15 protein-coding genes are annotated in these 14,229 nt (G+C 75.7%); 9 read left to right on the top strand and 6 right to left on the bottom strand.

Annotated elements, in window-relative coordinates:
- The gene (gene pknB / locus QSK03_RS13075) at positions 1-1,950 is read left to right on the top strand and encodes a Stk1 family PASTA domain-containing Ser/Thr kinase (protein ID WP_285652489.1); all 1,950 of its coding nucleotides are present in this window, start codon (positions 1-3) and stop codon (positions 1,948-1,950) included.
- A 6-nt stretch (positions 1,951-1,956) separates the two neighbouring features.
- Here the strand turns inward: pknB and QSK03_RS13070 are convergent, their stop codons facing one another.
- A complete protein-coding gene (locus QSK03_RS13070) occupies positions 1,957-2,607 on the bottom strand; it encodes an aminodeoxychorismate/anthranilate synthase component II (protein ID WP_285652487.1) in 651 nt (216 codons plus the stop codon).
- Between the two features lie 77 nt (positions 2,608-2,684).
- Here QSK03_RS13070 and crgA point away from each other — a divergent pair, with 77 nt between their 5' ends.
- Together crgA and QSK03_RS13060 are read left to right on the top strand one after the other, a co-directional pair.
- On the top strand, positions 2,685-2,939 hold the full coding sequence (gene crgA, locus QSK03_RS13065; protein WP_285652484.1) for a cell division protein CrgA: 255 nt from the start codon (positions 2,685-2,687) through the stop codon (positions 2,937-2,939).
- 55 nt (positions 2,940-2,994) lie between these two features.
- Complete coding sequence (locus QSK03_RS13060) at positions 2,995-3,546, top strand: PH domain-containing protein (protein ID WP_285652482.1); 552 nt, start codon at positions 2,995-2,997, stop codon at positions 3,544-3,546.
- Here the strand turns inward: QSK03_RS13060 and QSK03_RS13055 are convergent.
- Positions 3,457-4,308, bottom strand: coding sequence for a rhomboid family intramembrane serine protease (locus QSK03_RS13055; protein WP_285652481.1), 852 nt, complete (start codon positions 4,306-4,308; stop codon positions 3,457-3,459). The genes QSK03_RS13060 and QSK03_RS13055 overlap by 90 nt on opposite strands.
- A gap of 19 nt (positions 4,309-4,327) precedes the next feature.
- Positions 4,328-4,855, bottom strand: a complete 528-nt coding sequence (locus QSK03_RS13050) for a peptidylprolyl isomerase (RefSeq protein ID WP_285652478.1) — start codon at positions 4,853-4,855, stop codon at positions 4,328-4,330.
- 133 nt (positions 4,856-4,988) lie between these two features.
- On the opposite strand from QSK03_RS13050, the gene QSK03_RS13045 reads away from it, so the two are divergent.
- Entirely contained in the window at positions 4,989-5,780 is a 792-nt protein-coding gene (locus tag QSK03_RS13045; RefSeq protein WP_285652475.1) for a hypothetical protein, read from the top strand.
- An 88-nt stretch (positions 5,781-5,868) separates the two neighbouring features.
- On the opposite strand, the gene QSK03_RS13040 is transcribed toward QSK03_RS13045, so the two are convergent.
- Positions 5,869-7,323, bottom strand: coding sequence for an alpha/beta hydrolase (locus tag QSK03_RS13040; RefSeq protein WP_285652472.1), 1,455 nt, complete (start codon positions 7,321-7,323; stop codon positions 5,869-5,871).
- Entirely contained in the window at positions 7,320-7,628 is a 309-nt protein-coding gene (locus QSK03_RS13035; RefSeq protein ID WP_285652469.1) for a hypothetical protein, read from the bottom strand. Before QSK03_RS13035 ends, QSK03_RS13040 begins: the two co-directional genes overlap by 4 nt.
- 122 nt (positions 7,629-7,750) lie before the next feature.
- Between QSK03_RS13035 and QSK03_RS13030 the strand changes: the two genes are divergently transcribed.
- From QSK03_RS13030 to QSK03_RS13020, 3 genes are read left to right on the top strand one after another with little or no spacing between them, the layout of a single operon-like run.
- Positions 7,751-8,674, top strand: a complete 924-nt coding sequence (locus QSK03_RS13030; RefSeq protein WP_285652467.1) for an SMP-30/gluconolactonase/LRE family protein — start codon at positions 7,751-7,753, stop codon at positions 8,672-8,674.
- Positions 8,675-8,684: 10 nt separating this feature from the next.
- Positions 8,685-9,233, top strand: a complete 549-nt coding sequence (gene mug, locus QSK03_RS13025) for a G/U mismatch-specific DNA glycosylase (RefSeq protein ID WP_285652465.1) — start codon at positions 8,685-8,687, stop codon at positions 9,231-9,233.
- A gap of 40 nt (positions 9,234-9,273) precedes the next feature.
- Positions 9,274-10,254, top strand: a complete 981-nt coding sequence (locus tag QSK03_RS13020; RefSeq protein ID WP_285652462.1) for an NADPH:quinone reductase — start codon at positions 9,274-9,276, stop codon at positions 10,252-10,254.
- Here the strand turns inward: QSK03_RS13020 and QSK03_RS13015 are convergent.
- A complete protein-coding gene (locus tag QSK03_RS13015) occupies positions 10,251-11,396 on the bottom strand; it encodes an FAD-dependent oxidoreductase (protein WP_285652460.1) in 1,146 nt (381 codons plus the stop codon). The two genes, QSK03_RS13020 and QSK03_RS13015, sit on opposite strands and share 4 nt — an antisense overlap.
- Positions 11,397-11,487: 91 nt before the next feature.
- Here QSK03_RS13015 and QSK03_RS13010 point away from each other — a divergent pair, with 91 nt between their 5' ends.
- Positions 11,488-12,078, top strand: a complete 591-nt coding sequence (locus QSK03_RS13010; protein WP_285652459.1) for a TetR/AcrR family transcriptional regulator — start codon at positions 11,488-11,490, stop codon at positions 12,076-12,078.
- 37 nt (positions 12,079-12,115) lie between these two features.
- Positions 12,116-13,834, top strand: a complete 1,719-nt coding sequence (locus QSK03_RS13005) for a GMC oxidoreductase (protein ID WP_285652457.1) — start codon at positions 12,116-12,118, stop codon at positions 13,832-13,834.
- Positions 13,835-14,229 lie beyond the last annotated feature (395 nt).

Genomic DNA, 14,229 nt, shown 5'->3' with positions numbered 1-14,229 from the left:
ATGACCACCCCACGACTCCTGTCCGACCGCTACGAGCTCGGGCCCGCCCTCGGCTACGGCGGGATGTCGGAGGTGCACGGCGGGCGCGACGTGCGCCTGGGTCGTGACGTGGCCATCAAGGTGCTGCGCGCCGACCTCGCGCGCGACCCGCAGTTCCAGGTGCGGTTCCGGCGCGAGGCCCAGAACGCCGCGGCCCTGAACCACCCGGCGATCGTCGCGGTCTACGACACCGGCGAGACGCCCACCGACGACGTCCCGTTGCCCTACATCGTCATGGAGTACGTGGCGGGCCGGACGCTGCGCGACATCGTCAAGACCGAGGGCCCGATGGAGCCCTACCGGGTCTGCGAGGTCCTCGCCGACGTCTGCGCCGCGCTCGACTTCTCCCACCGCCACGGGATCATCCACCGCGACGTCAAGCCCGCGAACGTCATGATCACCCCGGCCGGCGCGGTCAAGGTGATGGACTTCGGCATCGCCCGCGCGCTCTCCGACGCCCAGCCGGCGGTCACCCAGACCGCCGCGGTGATCGGGACCGCGCAGTACCTCTCGCCGGAGCAGGCCCGCGGCGAGTCGGTCGACGCCCGTTCCGACGTCTACTCGACCGGGTGCGTGCTCTTCGAGCTGCTCACCGGCCGCCCGCCCTTCACCGGCGACTCGCCGGTGGCGATCGCCTACCAGCACGTGCGGGAGGACCCGCCGGCCCCGTCGGAGATCAACCCGCGGGTGTCGCTGGACCTCGACGCGATCACGCTCAAGGCGCTGGCCAAGAACCCGTCGAACCGGTACCAGACCGCCGACGAGATGCGGGAGGACCTCTATCGCGTCCTGTGCGGCGAGCAGCCCGGCGCGCCGATGGTGATGACCCCTGACGAGCGCACCGAGTACATGACCGGGGGCCACCCGGCTGCGTACCCGGCCCCGGCCACCGACGGCTTCGCCGAGGTCGAGGACTTCACGGCGTGGCAGGCCGAGCAGAACGAGGCCCGCCGCAAGCGCTCGCGCCGCCGCACCATCGCGGTCGTCGCCGTGCTCGCGCTGCTCGCCGCCCTCGCCGGCGTGTACTTCCTGTTCTCCCCGTCGGCCAACACCGTGGCCGTACCGACCGTCGTCGGCCAGCCGCAGGCCGCGGCGCTGCAGTCGATGTCGACCGCCGGGCTGCGCCCGACGGTGGTGCCCGTCGCGTCCACCCCGCAGCAGGTCGGGCAGGTCGTCACCACCAACCCGTCGGAGGGCCTCGAGGTCCAACCGGGCAGCGTCGTCGAGCTGCGGGTCGGTCGGGGGCCCGATCCCGTCCAGGTGCCCGACCTGTCCGGGCAGACCGCGAACGAGGCGCAGGCGACCGTGCAGCGCCTCGGGCTGACCCTGGCTCCGGTGCCCCAGCAGCGCGAGGTCGACGACGCCAACCAGGTCGGCCGCGTGCTGTCCCAGGACCCCGCGGCCGGCGGCTTCATCGCGCCCGGCACGCCGGTGCTGCTGACCATCGGGCGCCAGCGCGAGACGCTGCGCGTGCCCGACGTCGTCGGCCAGGACCGCCAGACGGCCACCACGACGCTCGAGGGCGTCGGCCTGCGGGTCACCACGACGGAGGTCGACGGCGGACAGTCCGCGGGCACCGTCGTCGACACCTCGCCGGGTGCGGGCTCCACGGTGCCGCGCAACTCGTCGGTGACGCTGCAGGTCTCGCGGGGCAACCAGCTCTCGGTGCCCTCGGTGGTCGGCCAGACGCCGTCACAGGCGGCCCAGCAGCTCTCGCAGGCCGGGTTCACGGGATCGATCGCGCAGACCTCGCAGCAGGTCACCGACGCGTCCCAGGTCGGGAAGATCCTCTCGCAGAACCCGAGTGCGGGGAGCCAGGCCGGGCGCAACGACACCATCCAGGTCGTCGTCGGCGCCTTCGGTGGCGGAGGCGGCGGCGACGACGGCGGCGGGCTCTTCGGCGGCGGGTGAGGTCCGTCAGGCCGGGGGTGCCGCCGCGAGCGCCAGGGCCCGCAGGCCCTCGGTGAGGTCGCGGACGACCGCGTCGTCGACCGGGTGGCCGCACGCGCCCATCCACGTCGCGAGCAGGCGGTGGCCGTCCTCGGTGAGCACCGACTCGGGGTGGAACTGCACGCCCTCGAGCGGGAGCTCCCGGTGACGCATGGCCATGAGCACGCCGTCGTCGGTCCAGCCGGTCGGCTCGAGGACGTCGGGCAGCGTGTCGGGCCGGACGGTCAGCGAGTGGTAGCGGGTGGCCGTGAACGGGGTGCGCAGGCCGGCGAGCACGCCGACGCCCTCGTGGTGCACGAGCGAGGTCTTGCCGTGGCGCAGCTCCGGCGCCCGCTCCACGACGCCACCGTGGGCCGCCCCGAGGGCCTGGTGGCCCAGGCACACCCCGAGCATCGGCCGCGCGGCGGCGGCACAGCGCCGGATCACCTCGAGGCTCGACCCGGCGTCGTCCGGCGTCCCGGGACCGGGGCTGACGAGCACGCCGTCGACCTCGTCGACGAGGTCGACCACGCCCTCGGCGTCGTTGCGGAGCACCACCGGCTCCGCGCCCAGCTGCGCGAGGTACTGGACGAGGTTGTAGACGAAGCTGTCGTAGTTGTCGACGACCAGGACGCGCATCCCCCGAGCGTACGGCCGGGTGATCGAACCGGTCGACTACGCTGGCGCGGGAGTCGTCCCGCCCGATCGGAGCCGTCGTGCCCAAGTCCAAGGTCCGCCGCAAGCCGGCCTACACGCCGCCGCCCAAGGCCGGTCCCGCCGCCGCGGGGCCGTCCCACCCGGTCTACGTCGGGATCATGCTCGGCGTCGGCCTGCTCGGGCTCGCCTGGCTGGTGGTCAACTACCTCGCCTCCGAGTCGATCCCGTTCATGCAGGACCTCGGTCCGTGGAACTTCCTCATCGGGTTCGGGCTCATCGTGGTGTCCCTGCTGATGACCATGAAGTGGCGCTGAACCACACGCGTGTCATTCGTCCACCGGTGTGGACGGACCCTGTGGACGGACGGCGATGACAGAGGACGCCGGGGCTTCCGCCTGGGCCGCACCCTGGCCCGCGGTGCTGCTCGGCCTGGCGGGGACGGTCGGGTTCGGAGCCTGGGCGCTCGCGGTCGGCGACCCGCCCGGGCGCCTGCTCGTCGGCATCGCCGCGGTGGCGGTCGGCGTGGTGACGGCGATGGGGGCGTTCGCCCGCCCGCGGTTGCGCGTCGACGCCGGCGGGCTCGTGCTGCGCGGCCTCACCGGTACCCGCCGCTGGCCCTGGGACCACGTCGACGCGGTGCGGGTCGTGCGGATGCGCCGGCTCGGAGTGCCGGCGGCCTACCTCGAGGTCGAGACCCGCGACGGGGACGCGCCCGACGACGGGCGCCTGCTGGTGCTCGGGCGCCTCGAGCTCGGCACCGACCCCGTCGAGGTCGCCGAGGCCCTCCAGGAACACCGGGCCCGCGCGGGCCGGGCCGCACGGACGCCCGCGTCAGGACAGCGCGAGGACCCGGACCGCGACGAGGACGACCAGGACCACGGCGATCCCGCCGACGGCGAGGAGCCCGGCGACCGGCCGTGACCGGGCCGGCCCGTGCACCAGCGCGACGGCCACCAGGGCGCCGGTCACGAGCCCGCCGAGGTGCCCGAGCAGCGAGAGGCCGGGGATCGTGAAGCTCAGGACGACGTTGATGCCGATCGTCAGCAGCGCCGGGCCCTGGTCGAGCTGCAGGCGGCGCAGCACCACGAGCAGCGCGCCCATCAGCCCGAACACCGCCCCGGAGGCGCCGGCGACGGGCCGCAGGGGATCGCCGAACAGCACGACCGCGGCCGAGCTGCCGAGCAGCGACACCGCGTAGAGCAGCGAGAACCGCCACCGGCCGAGGACCAGCTCGAGGTCCCGCCCCAGCACCCACAGCGCGAACATGTTGACCGCGACGTGCAGCGGGCCGATGTGCAGGAAGCCGGCGGTGACGAGCCGCCACCACTGCCCGGCGGCCACGTCGGCGGGCACGAGCCATCCGGCCTGCGCCCACGGTGACGCGATGTTCTCCCACACGCTGCCCGCGGACAGGGCGGTGAGCGCGAAGACGGCGAGGTTGACGACGACGAGCGTGATCGTGACGACCGGCCGGTCGCCGGGGCGCGCGGCGGCCCGCGGGCGCCGGACCTCGCCGGCGGCCCGGTTCTGCGCGGCGACGCAGTCGACGCAGTGGGCGCCGACCGGCGCCGGGCGCAGGCAGTCGGGACAGGCGGGACGCCCGCACCGGGTGCAGGCGAGGGCGGTGGGGCGGTCGGGGTGCCGGACGCAGGTCGCCGCGGCCTCGGGCCCGGCGGCGGTCACGTCGCCCCCCTGGTCGGCGTCAGGAGCCGACCGACACCGACGTGATGACGATGTCCTGGACGGGACGGTCGCCCGGGCCCGTGGCGGTCGCGGCGATGGCGTCGACGACGTCGCGGGAGGCCTGGTCGGCCACCTCACCGAAGATCGTGTGCTTGCGGTTGAGCCAGGTCGTGGGCGCGACCGTGATGAAGAACTGCGAGCCGTTGGTGCCCGGCCCGGCGTTCGCCATCGCGAGCAGGTAGGGCCGGTCGAAGCGCAGGTCCGGGTGGAACTCGTCGGCGAACTTGTAGCCGGGCCCGCCGCGGCCGGTGCCCGTCGGGTCACCGGTCTGCAGCATGAAGCCCGCGATCACACGGTGGAAGATGGTGCCGTCGTAGAAGGGTCCACTGCTGCCGCCCTTGGCGTTCGGCTCGCTGTAGGACTGCTCGCCGGTCGCCAGTCCCGTGAAGTTCGCGACGGTCGTGGGCGCCTCGTTCGGGAACAGGACGAGGTTGATGTCCCCGTTCGAGGTGTGCAGCGTGGCGGTCGGGGTGTCGGCGGTGGTCACCGGGCCATCGTGCCACTAGGACGGTGCGGACCTTCGAATGGAGTAGCGGGTGTGACGCCCCGGCGGGTCGGGCACCTGCACCCCAGGGGCCGGGGGCATCATGGCCGCCCCACCGACGAGTGAGGTGAAGTCGTTGAGCAGCAAGACCGTGATCGGGGCCAGGCAGGACCTGGACGATCTGCGCAAGGAGGGCCGGCGCGCCCGCAAGAAGGCCGAGAAGCAGGCCGAGAAGGCCGCGGCGCAGGCCCGCAAGGAGCGCGAGAAGCGCCGCAAGGAAGGCGCGAAGAAGCGCGCCGAGGTCCGCAAGGACGTCCGGAAGGCGGCCGACGAGGCCCGCCAGCGCGTGCTCGACGCGCGCGCCGAGGCCCGCCAGCGCGCCGAGGAGGCGCAGGCCGAGGCCCGTGCGCGCGCCCAGGAGGCCCGCGCGGAGACCCGCAAGCGCGCCAACAAGGCCGCCAAGGAGGCCCGCAAGCAGGCCAAGGTCTACGCCAAGGACGCGCGCAAGCGCCTCGAGAAGTCGGCCGTGCCGACCTCGAGCAAGGAGCTCCAGGAGCTCGGCGAGACCGTGCGCGGCTCGCTCGAGGACGGCCTGACCTCGGTGCGCAAGGACCTCGCGGCCCGCATCGAGCCCGAGGAGCCGAAGAAGCGCCGCCGCTGGGGCCTGTGGCTCTTGGTGGCCGCGATCGTCGGTGTCGGCGCCGCCGTCGTGGCGACCCGCCGCGAGCCGGAGCTGCCGCCCCCGCCGCCGCCGGCACCGCGTCCGAAGCCGGCCACGACCTCCGGGTCCACGTCGACCCCGCCGGTCTCGCCGTCGGCCGCGTCGGGTCAGGAGATCCCGACCCACACCGCGACCGACGCCGTCTCCGGGTCCACCTCGAACGGTGCGGTCTCGTCCGACAAGCCCGCCACGGGCGGCAAGGACTAGTCCCGCCGGACACCCCTCGTCGGCACGACCCGTCCCCGGTCCCCCAGTGGACCGGGGGCGGGTCGTTCGCGCGTCCGGGACCGGTGGGTCACCCGCCCACGAGGCGCCGCAACCGGTCCCCCGCGTCGACCCCCCGGTCCAGCACCGTGTCCTGCGGTCGGCCCCCGACGACCGCGGCGACGTTCGCGGCGCTCGTCGTCCCCGGCGTGAGGTAGGCGTGGTGGCCCCGGGACTCCGCGAGCACCCGCCCGTCGGGCAGGGCCACCTCCCGGGCCGAGAGCCCGGTGACCCCGGGCATGCGGTTCGGATCCGGCCCGAACCAGCCCGTGTCGGCGGTCGGGTCGCCGGCCGCCTCGACGACCCACGCGTGGCCCGGCGGCCGCCCCGGTGACGGCCCGACGCCCGGGCTGCCGAGGTAGACGACGTCGTCGACGCCCCCGGCGCCGCCCGGTGCGAGGGCGGCCGCGGTGACCACCGAGCCGTACGAGTGCCCGATCGCCGTGACGTGCGCGTCGGGCTGGGCACCGGGACGGGCGGCGTCCAGGCCGTCGAGGAACGACGCCAGCCGGTGCCCGCCCTCGGTGGCCGGCGCCCGTCCCAGCACCGACCGGTCGGGGTCGGCGACCTCGTCGGCCTGCGGCGCGTCGTAGCCGTACCAGGCCACCGCCGCCGTGCCCGGGCCCGCGGCGTCCGCGAGGGCGTCGAGCTCGTCGAGGCGGGCCGGGAGCTCGCCGACCCCCGTGGTGAAGCCCGGGGTGAACACCGCGACGTCGCGGGCGGTGTCGACGTCGCCCCGCGCCACGGCCGCGCGGACACCCTGGCCCGGACGGCCGTCCGGATCGACCTCGAGGTCCAGCAGCGCGCGTCCCGGACGGTCGAGCGCCGCGGCCACCGCCCCGAGCCGCGCGAGCCGCTCGCGCACCTCGTGGAGCTGCCAGCCGACCTCCGCGAGCTCCACCGGGTTCCGCGTCCGGGCCAGCCGGTCGCGGGCGGCGGTCTCCTCTCCGCGCGCCTGCTCCTGCGCCGCCGCGAGCACGACCCGGTTCGCGCGGTCGCGGGCCGGCGCCGGGAGCCCGTCGAGGCCGCCGACGAGGGTGGGGCGGTCGCGCTCGAGCACCGCCCGGGTCGCGGGGTCGAGGTCCGCCCACCACCGGGCCACGGCACCGGGGTCCGGCCCGCTGCCGCCGGTCGTGAGGGTCGGGGTCGGCGTCGGCGTCGGCGTCTCGTGGCCGGCCCGCTCGAGCGCCGCCGCGAGCGCCGCGTCCACAGCCGCGGGCGCGACCCCCGCGCCGAGGGCGAGCGCCGCCGCCCCGAGGGCGGCGAGCACCCCGTCGACGTCGGCGACCAGCGCCCGGTGCCGGTCGGCGAGCACCGCCCGGGTCGCGGTCGCCGCCGCGGCGGCCGGGCCGGTCCACCCGGGCACCGGCCCGTCGAGCACCGCGCCGGCGTCGGCGAGGGACCGGCGGGCGGCGAGGAGCCGGGTCGCCGCGATCGCCGCGGTGGCCACGGTGGCCCCGGTGGCCCCGGAGGTCGTGCCCGTCACGGCCGCGACCCCAGGGCCGTCAGGTCGCCGGCCGCGTCCTCGTCCCCGGTGCGGTAGGCGGCGGCCGCGGCGCCCAGCGCCTCGCCGTGAGCCACGAGGTCGGCACACCACAGCGCGATCGCGGCCTCCCACCGGTCGGCGAGCCCGGCCGCCGCCGGCCCGGCGCGGCCCGCCGGCAGCACCGCCATGTCCCGCACCGCCGCGGCCGGGGCGGTGACCGGTACGGCGAGCGCCGCCGCGGAGCACGCCGCGCCGGCCTCCTGCAGCTCGTCGGGCCGCACGACGGGCCCGTCCTGTTCGTCCACACCGGTTCCGACGCGGCTTCCGGCGTCCCGGATCCCGGGTCCCGGCGGGCTGGGGACGCATCCGGCCGATGGGGACGGCGATCGGCCGGTCGATATGACCCCGGTCACATCGACGGTGGACCGTGTCGATCGGCGCGGGGGCGTTCGTGGCGGGGTCGACCCCGACCGACGAGGAGCACCCGATGACCGAGTACCTGCCCACCCCCCGCACGCTGGTCGACGGCCTGGCCATGGTCGAGTCCGGGCGGTGGCGCGACGGCCGCCTGTGGTTCGCGCACTGGGGCGTCGGCGAGGTCCTTGCCGTGGACCCTGCCGTCGACCCTGACGGGCGCGCCGAGGTCATGGCGAGCGGGCCGGCCCGGATGGGCTGGTCGATCGCCTGGCTGCCCGACGGCCGCCTGGTCACCACCGGCGATGCGATCACCCGCCACGAGCCGGACGGCACCCTCACCACGCTGCGCGCGCAGGGCGCCAACGAGATCGCGGTCGACCCGGCCGGGCACGTCTACGTCGACGGCTTCGACGGCGCCTTCGGTGACGGCGGCTGGCCCGATCCCGGCTGGATCGACCTGCTCGCGCCGGACGGCTCCTGGCGCCGGGTCGCCGAGGACATCCACTTCCCCAACGGCATGGTGATCACGCCGGACGGCGCCACCCTCGTCGTCGCGGAGTCGACGGCCGGGCGCCTCACGGCGTTCGACATCGCCGACGACGGCAGCCTCACCGGCCGCCGCGTGTGGGCGGACGGCCTCGGGCCGGACGGCATCGCGATCGACGCCGAGGGCGGGATCTGGACGCAGACCGGGGACACGCGGACCTTCACCGGCGACCCCGCCTCGCCCGCGGGGGCGTGCGTCCGCGTGCTCGACGGCGGCGAGATCACCCACCGAGTCGAGACCGACCTGCCCTGCTTCGCGTGCGCCCTCGGCGGGCCCGACGGCCGGTCGCTGTTCCTGCTGTGCAACGAATGGGCGGGCATCGAGGAGGCCGTCGCGGTGCAGGCCCGGCGCTCGGCGCGCGTCCTCGTGACCGAGGTGCCGCGGTGATACTGCGGGGGTGCCGACCGCGGAAGAGCTCGAGGCCGCCCGCTCCCGCCTCCTGCCCGACGTCCTGCCCGGCCCGGACGACCCGCCGCTGCGGGTGCTGTTCTGCGGGATCAACCCGGGGCTGGTGTCGGCGGCGACCGGCCACCACTTCGCGCGCCCCGGCAACCGGTTCTGGCCCGCGCTGCACGCGTCCGGGTTCACCCCGCGCCGCCTCGCGCCCGCCGAGCAGGGCGAGCTGCGGTCCCTCGGGCTGGGGCTGACCAACGTCGCGCCGCGCGCCACCGCCCGCGCCGACGAGCTCGACGACACCGAGCTGGTGGCCGGCGGCGAGCGGTTGCGGACCCTCGTGGCCGACGTCCGCCCGGCGTGGCTCGCGGTGGTCGGGATCGGTGCCTACCGGGTCGCGTTCGGCGAGCGTCGCGCCGCGTCCGGACGCCAGGACCGCACGCTCGGGCCGACCGGCCTGTGGGTGCTGCCGAACCCCAGCGGCCTCAACGCCCACCAGACGCCGGTGACGCTCGCGGCGGCGTTCCGGGAGCTGCGGGAGGCCGCCGGATGAGTGCCGGATAAGTGCCCCGGTTCCGGGGCACCTGGCCGTCATGAAGGCTGCGCTCTACCGCCGCACCGGACCGGCCGCCGAGGTGCTCTCCGTCGCCGACATCGACGTCCCCGATCCCGGGCCGGGCGAGGTCCGCGTCCGCATCACCGGCTCCGGGGTGAACCCGACCGACTGGAAGACCCGCGCCGGGCTCACCGGGCGCGACCCGGAGGACTTCCAGGTCCCGCACCAGGACGGTGTCGGCGTCGTCGACGCCGTCGGCGCCGGCGTGGACGCGGTGTCGGCGGGCCGGCGCGTGTGGCTGCAGCTCGCGGCGTTCGGCAACCGGTACGGCACGGCCGCGGAGTACTCGGTGCTGCCCGCCGAGCGCGTCGCGCCGCTCCCGGACGACGCGTCCGACGACCTGGGCGCCTCCCTCGGCGTGCCGGCGGTGACCGCGGCGCACTGCCTGCTGGTGCGCGGCGCGGGGCGGGAGGCGCTGCGTGGTGCGACGGTGCTGGTCGCGGGCGGGGCGGGGGCGGTCGGGCACTACGCGATCGAGCTGGCCAAGCACGCCGGCGCCCGGGTCGTCACCACCGTGAGCTCCGAGGAGAAGGCAGAGCTCGCCCGGTCCGCGGGGGCCGACCTCGTCGTCAACTACCGCGAGGACGGGGCGGTCGACCGCGTCCGCGAGTTCGCGGGACACGTCGACCGCGTCGTCGAGGTCGCCCTGGGCGCGAACCTCGAGCTGGACCTCGCCGTCGCCGGGGCGGGCACCGTGATCGCGGTCTACGCCAACGAGCCGGACGACCCGGTGATCCCGACCCGCCGCTTCATGGTGGCCAACGCGACCATCAGCTACGTGCTGCTCTACGGCGTCCCGTCCGCCGAGCTCGCGGTCGCCACGGCGTGGGTGAGCGCCGCCGCGGCCGGCGGCGCCCTCTCGCCGCTGCCGGTCACCCGCTACGGGCTCGACGACGTCGTCGCCGCGCACGAGGCGGTGGAGAACGGGGCGGTCGGCAAGGTCGTCGTGGTCCCTTAGGTGTACTGCTCCCGGGCGGCGAGGAACGCGTCGCGCGGGTCGTCGGCCTCGTCGCCCCGTCCGACCGTGGCGAGGCCGACGGCGGCGCCGTGCGCGGCGGCGGCGCCCCGCGGCCACATGGCGGCCTCGTAGCGGGCCGTGGCGGTGGCGGGGTCGTGCAGGATCGCGGCGGCGAGGTCGGCGGCGTCGAGCATGGCGAGGTTGGCGCCCTGCCCGCCGAACGGCGACATGAGGTGGGCGGCGTCGCCGAGCAGCGTCACGCCCGGGTGCGTCGGCCACCGGAGCCCGACCGGCAGGGCGTACAGACGGCGGGCGACGACCGCGTCGTCGGCGAGCGCCACGACGTCGCGCAGGGCCGGCGCCCAGCCGTCGAACCAGGCGAGCAGGGCGGCGCGGGCGGCCGGCGGGTCGTCGGCCGGGAAGCCGTCGACCCAGGCCTCGTCGACGCGCAGGGAGACGTAGACGCCGAGGTTGCCGGCCGCGAGCCGCTGGGTGGCGAGGCCGCGGTCGCCGTCGAAGCACATCGTGCTGCCGCGTCCGGCCAGCGCCGCGACGGTGGGGCGCGTGCGGTCGACGTCGGTGTGGAACAGCTCGACGAACGTGACGCCGGTGTAGGACGGGCGGGCGTCGCAGAGCAGCGGACGGACGCGGGACCAGGCCCCGTCGGCGCCGACGACGAGGTCGGCGACGAGCACGTCCGGGCCGTCGGGACCCTGCACCCGCAGCTCGTGGGAGCCGTCCGGCCGGGGCGTGAGCGTCTCGACCCGCGTGCCCCAGCGGACGGTCCCGGGCGCGAGGGCGTCGAGCAGCAGGCCGCGGAGCTGGCCCCGGTCGATCTCGGGGTTCGCGAAGCCCTCGGCCGGCTCCTCGGCCAGCACGGTGCCGTCGGGGGTGAGGCGGCGCCCGGCCTGGTCCTCGGGCCGGGCCAGGGCGGCCCACGTGTCGTAGAGGCCGGCGGCGTGCAGCGCGTCCTGCCCGGAGCCGGCGTGGAGGTCCAGGGAACGGCCCTGGTCGCGGGCGGTCGCGGAGTCCTCCTGCTCGAGGACGGTGACGTGGTCGATCCCGTGCCGCTGCAGCACCCGGGCGAGCGTGAGCCCGCCGGGGCCGCCGCCGACGACGGCGATCCGGGGTGGGGAGGTCATGGCGGTGCTCCTCTCGTCGGTGACAGTGAGCGTAGGCGTACTCACTCAATAACTGAAGTCGCTCAACTTTTGTAGGCGTTACAGTAGCGCCGTGACACCGGTGGTCGGGCGGCGCGAGCGCAAGAAAGCCGCGACGCGCAGGGCGCTCGCCGACGCGGCGCTGGAGCTCTTCCTCGCGCGCGGCTACGAGGACGTGACCGTCGCCGAGATCGCCGCCGCCGCGGACGTGTCGGTCACGACGCTGTTCAACCACTTCCCGGGCGGCAAGCCGGCGCTCGTCTTCGACGAGGCGCAGGCCCGACAGGAGGCGCTGGTCGCCGCGGTGCGCGACCGGCCGGCGGACACCGGGCTCGTCGCGGCGCTGCACGCGCACCTGCGACGGTCGCGCGCGCTGTCGCCCCCCGCGGAGCCGGCGGAGCGCGAGCGGATGGAGCGCTTCCTCGCCCTGGTGCGCGGCAACCGTCCGGTGGCCGAGGCGCACCGGGCCATGTGGGCGTCGCAGGAGGTGGCGCTCACCGCGGCGATCGCCGAGGAGCCGGGCACCGACCCGGAGGCGGCCGCAGCGCTGGCGCGTCTCGTGCTCGACGGCTACGTCCACGCGGAGGGCCGCCCGGACCCGGCGGCGGCGTTCGACGTCGTCATGCGCCTGCTTGCCGGGGGATGGGACGCGATGTACCTGTGACCTGTTGTTACAGCTACCGGCGGGTTAACCTCTCTGCGTGTCGACGCACTACGACGTCCTCGTCGTCGGATCGGGGTTCGGCGGCAGCGTCACGGCGCTGCGGCTCGCGGAGAAGGGCTACCGGGTCGGGGTCCTGGAGGCCGGGCGGCGGTTCACGCCGGAGACCCTGCCGGCGACGTCCTGGGACGTCCGGAACTTCCTGTGGGCACCGCGGCTGGGCTGCTACGGCATCCAGCGCATCCACGTGCTGCGCGACGTCGTGGTGCTCGCCGGCGCGGGCGTCGGCGGCGGGTCGCTGAACTACGCGAACACGCTCTACCGGCCGAAGAGCGACGCGTTCTACCGCGACCCGCAGTGGGCGTCGATGACCGACTGGCGCGACGAGCTCGACCCGTTCTACGACCAGGCGACCCGGATGCTCGGGGTGGTCACCCAGCCGTCGGTGACGCCGTCGGACGTCGTCATGCGCGACGTCGCCCGGGAGTGGGGGCGGGAGGACACCGTCGCGCCGACGCAGGTGGGCGTGTACTTCGGCGCCGGGCCGGGCGTGACGTCGCCGGACCCGTTCTTCGGCGGCGCCGGCCCCGAGCGGACCGGGTGCCTCGAGTGCGGCGAGTGCATGACCGGCTGCCGGCACGGCGCCAAGAACACCCTCGAGACGAACTACCTCGCGCTCGCCGAGCGCGCCGGCGCCGTCGTGCACCCGGAGACGTCGGTGCGCACGATCCGCCCGTCCCCGTCCGGCTACGTGGTGGAGACGCGGGCGCTGCGCGGCCGGGGTCGCGCCACGTTCACCGCCGAGCAGGTCGTCGTCGCCGCGGGCACCTGGGGCACCCAGACGCTGCTGCACCGGCTGCGCGACACCGGCGTGCTGCCCCGCGTCTCACGGCGGCTCGGGGAGCTCACGCGCACCAACTCCGAGGCGCTGGTCGGCGCGATGGCCCGGCGTGCTCCCGAGCGCGGCGGGCCCCGCGACTTCACCCGCGGCGTCGCGATCACGTCGTCGTGGCACCCGGACGAGGACACGCACATCGAGCCCTGCCGCTACGGCTACGGGTCGAACGCGATGGGCCTGCTGACGACCCTGATGACCGACGGCGACGGGCGGGTGCCGCGCCTGCTCAGGCTCCTCGGCGCGATCGCCCGCCACCCGCGCACGTTCGCGCGGTCGCTGGACAAGCGGCACTGGTCGGAGCGCACGGTGATCGCGCTGGTCATGCAGTCGCTCGACAACTCGATCACGGTGCGGCGGCGTTTCGGGCGCCTCGTCTCCCGCCAGGGCCACGGCACCCCCAACCCGACGTGGATCCCGGCGGCGAACCGGACGACGCGCCGCATGGCCGAGATGATCGACGGCGACCCCGGCGGCACCTGGGGCGAGGCGGTCAACATGCCGATGACCGCGCACTTCATCGGCGGCTGCCCCATCGGCCCGGACGCCGAGCACGGCGTCGTCGACGGCTACCAGCGCCTCTACGGGCACCCGGGCCTGCACGTGGTCGACGGCTCGGCGCTCTCGGCGAACCTCGGCGTGAACCCGTCGCTGACGATCACCGCGCAGGCCGAGCGGGCGATGGCGTTCTGGCCGAACAAGGGCGAGCCCGACCCGCGCCCGCCGCTCGGGTCCGGGTACCGCCGCGTCGCCCCCGTGGCTCCGCACGCTCCCGTGGTGCCCGCCGACGCCCCGGGCGCCCTGCGCGTGGTCGGGCTCGGCACCCCGCCCGTCCCACCCCGCACCCCGGTCGCCGGCGGCTGACGCACACGGGGTGCCTCCTCGTCGAACACGGGGTGCTCGTCGAACACGGGGTGTTCGAGCAATGCGGCTTTCCTGGCGCGTGACGCCAGGATCGCCACACCCTCGCCTCGCCGACACGCCGAGACGCGTGCCCGGGATGAGGCACCCGGTGTCTCAGCCTGGCGTCCACACTGACGCTCAGCGTCAGGAAAGCCCCCACGATCACCCTGAACGCGTGGCCGGCTCCGGCGGCACCCCACGATCGCCGTCTCGGTGACCAGGGCGCTCAGATGGAGCCTGTTGCCAAATCGCGCGCCTTCGCCTGTCGATCTCGGGATCGGGGGAGGATCTTGGGGTGGCGAAGAGGTATCGGCCGGTGGATCGGGATCAGCGGTTCCTGCTGGCCCCGGACATGC

This window comes from Actinomycetospora sp. NBRC 106375, assembly GCF_030269665.1.
Classification (GTDB): Bacteria; Actinomycetota; Actinomycetes; order Mycobacteriales; family Pseudonocardiaceae; genus Actinomycetospora.
This window is presented reverse-complemented; position numbering and strand designations above follow the sequence as displayed.

What these genes read in the sequence shown, in the direction of transcription:
- QSK03_RS13020 (WP_285652462.1), top strand. Translation starts at nt 9,274, where the DNA reads ATGAAGGCTGCGCTCTACCGCCGCACCGGACCGGCCGCCGAGGTGCTC.
- pknB (WP_285652489.1), top strand. Translation starts at nt 1, where the DNA reads ATGACCACCCCACGACTCCTGTCCGACCGCTACGAGCTCGGGCCCGCC.
- QSK03_RS13015 (WP_285652460.1), bottom strand. Translation starts at nt 11,396, where the DNA reads ATGACCTCCCCACCCCGGATCGCCGTCGTCGGCGGCGGCCCCGGCGGG.
- QSK03_RS13060 (WP_285652482.1), top strand. Translation starts at nt 2,995, where the DNA reads ATGACAGAGGACGCCGGGGCTTCCGCCTGGGCCGCACCCTGGCCCGCG.
- QSK03_RS13070 (WP_285652487.1), bottom strand. Translation starts at nt 2,607, where the DNA reads ATGCGCGTCCTGGTCGTCGACAACTACGACAGCTTCGTCTACAACCTC.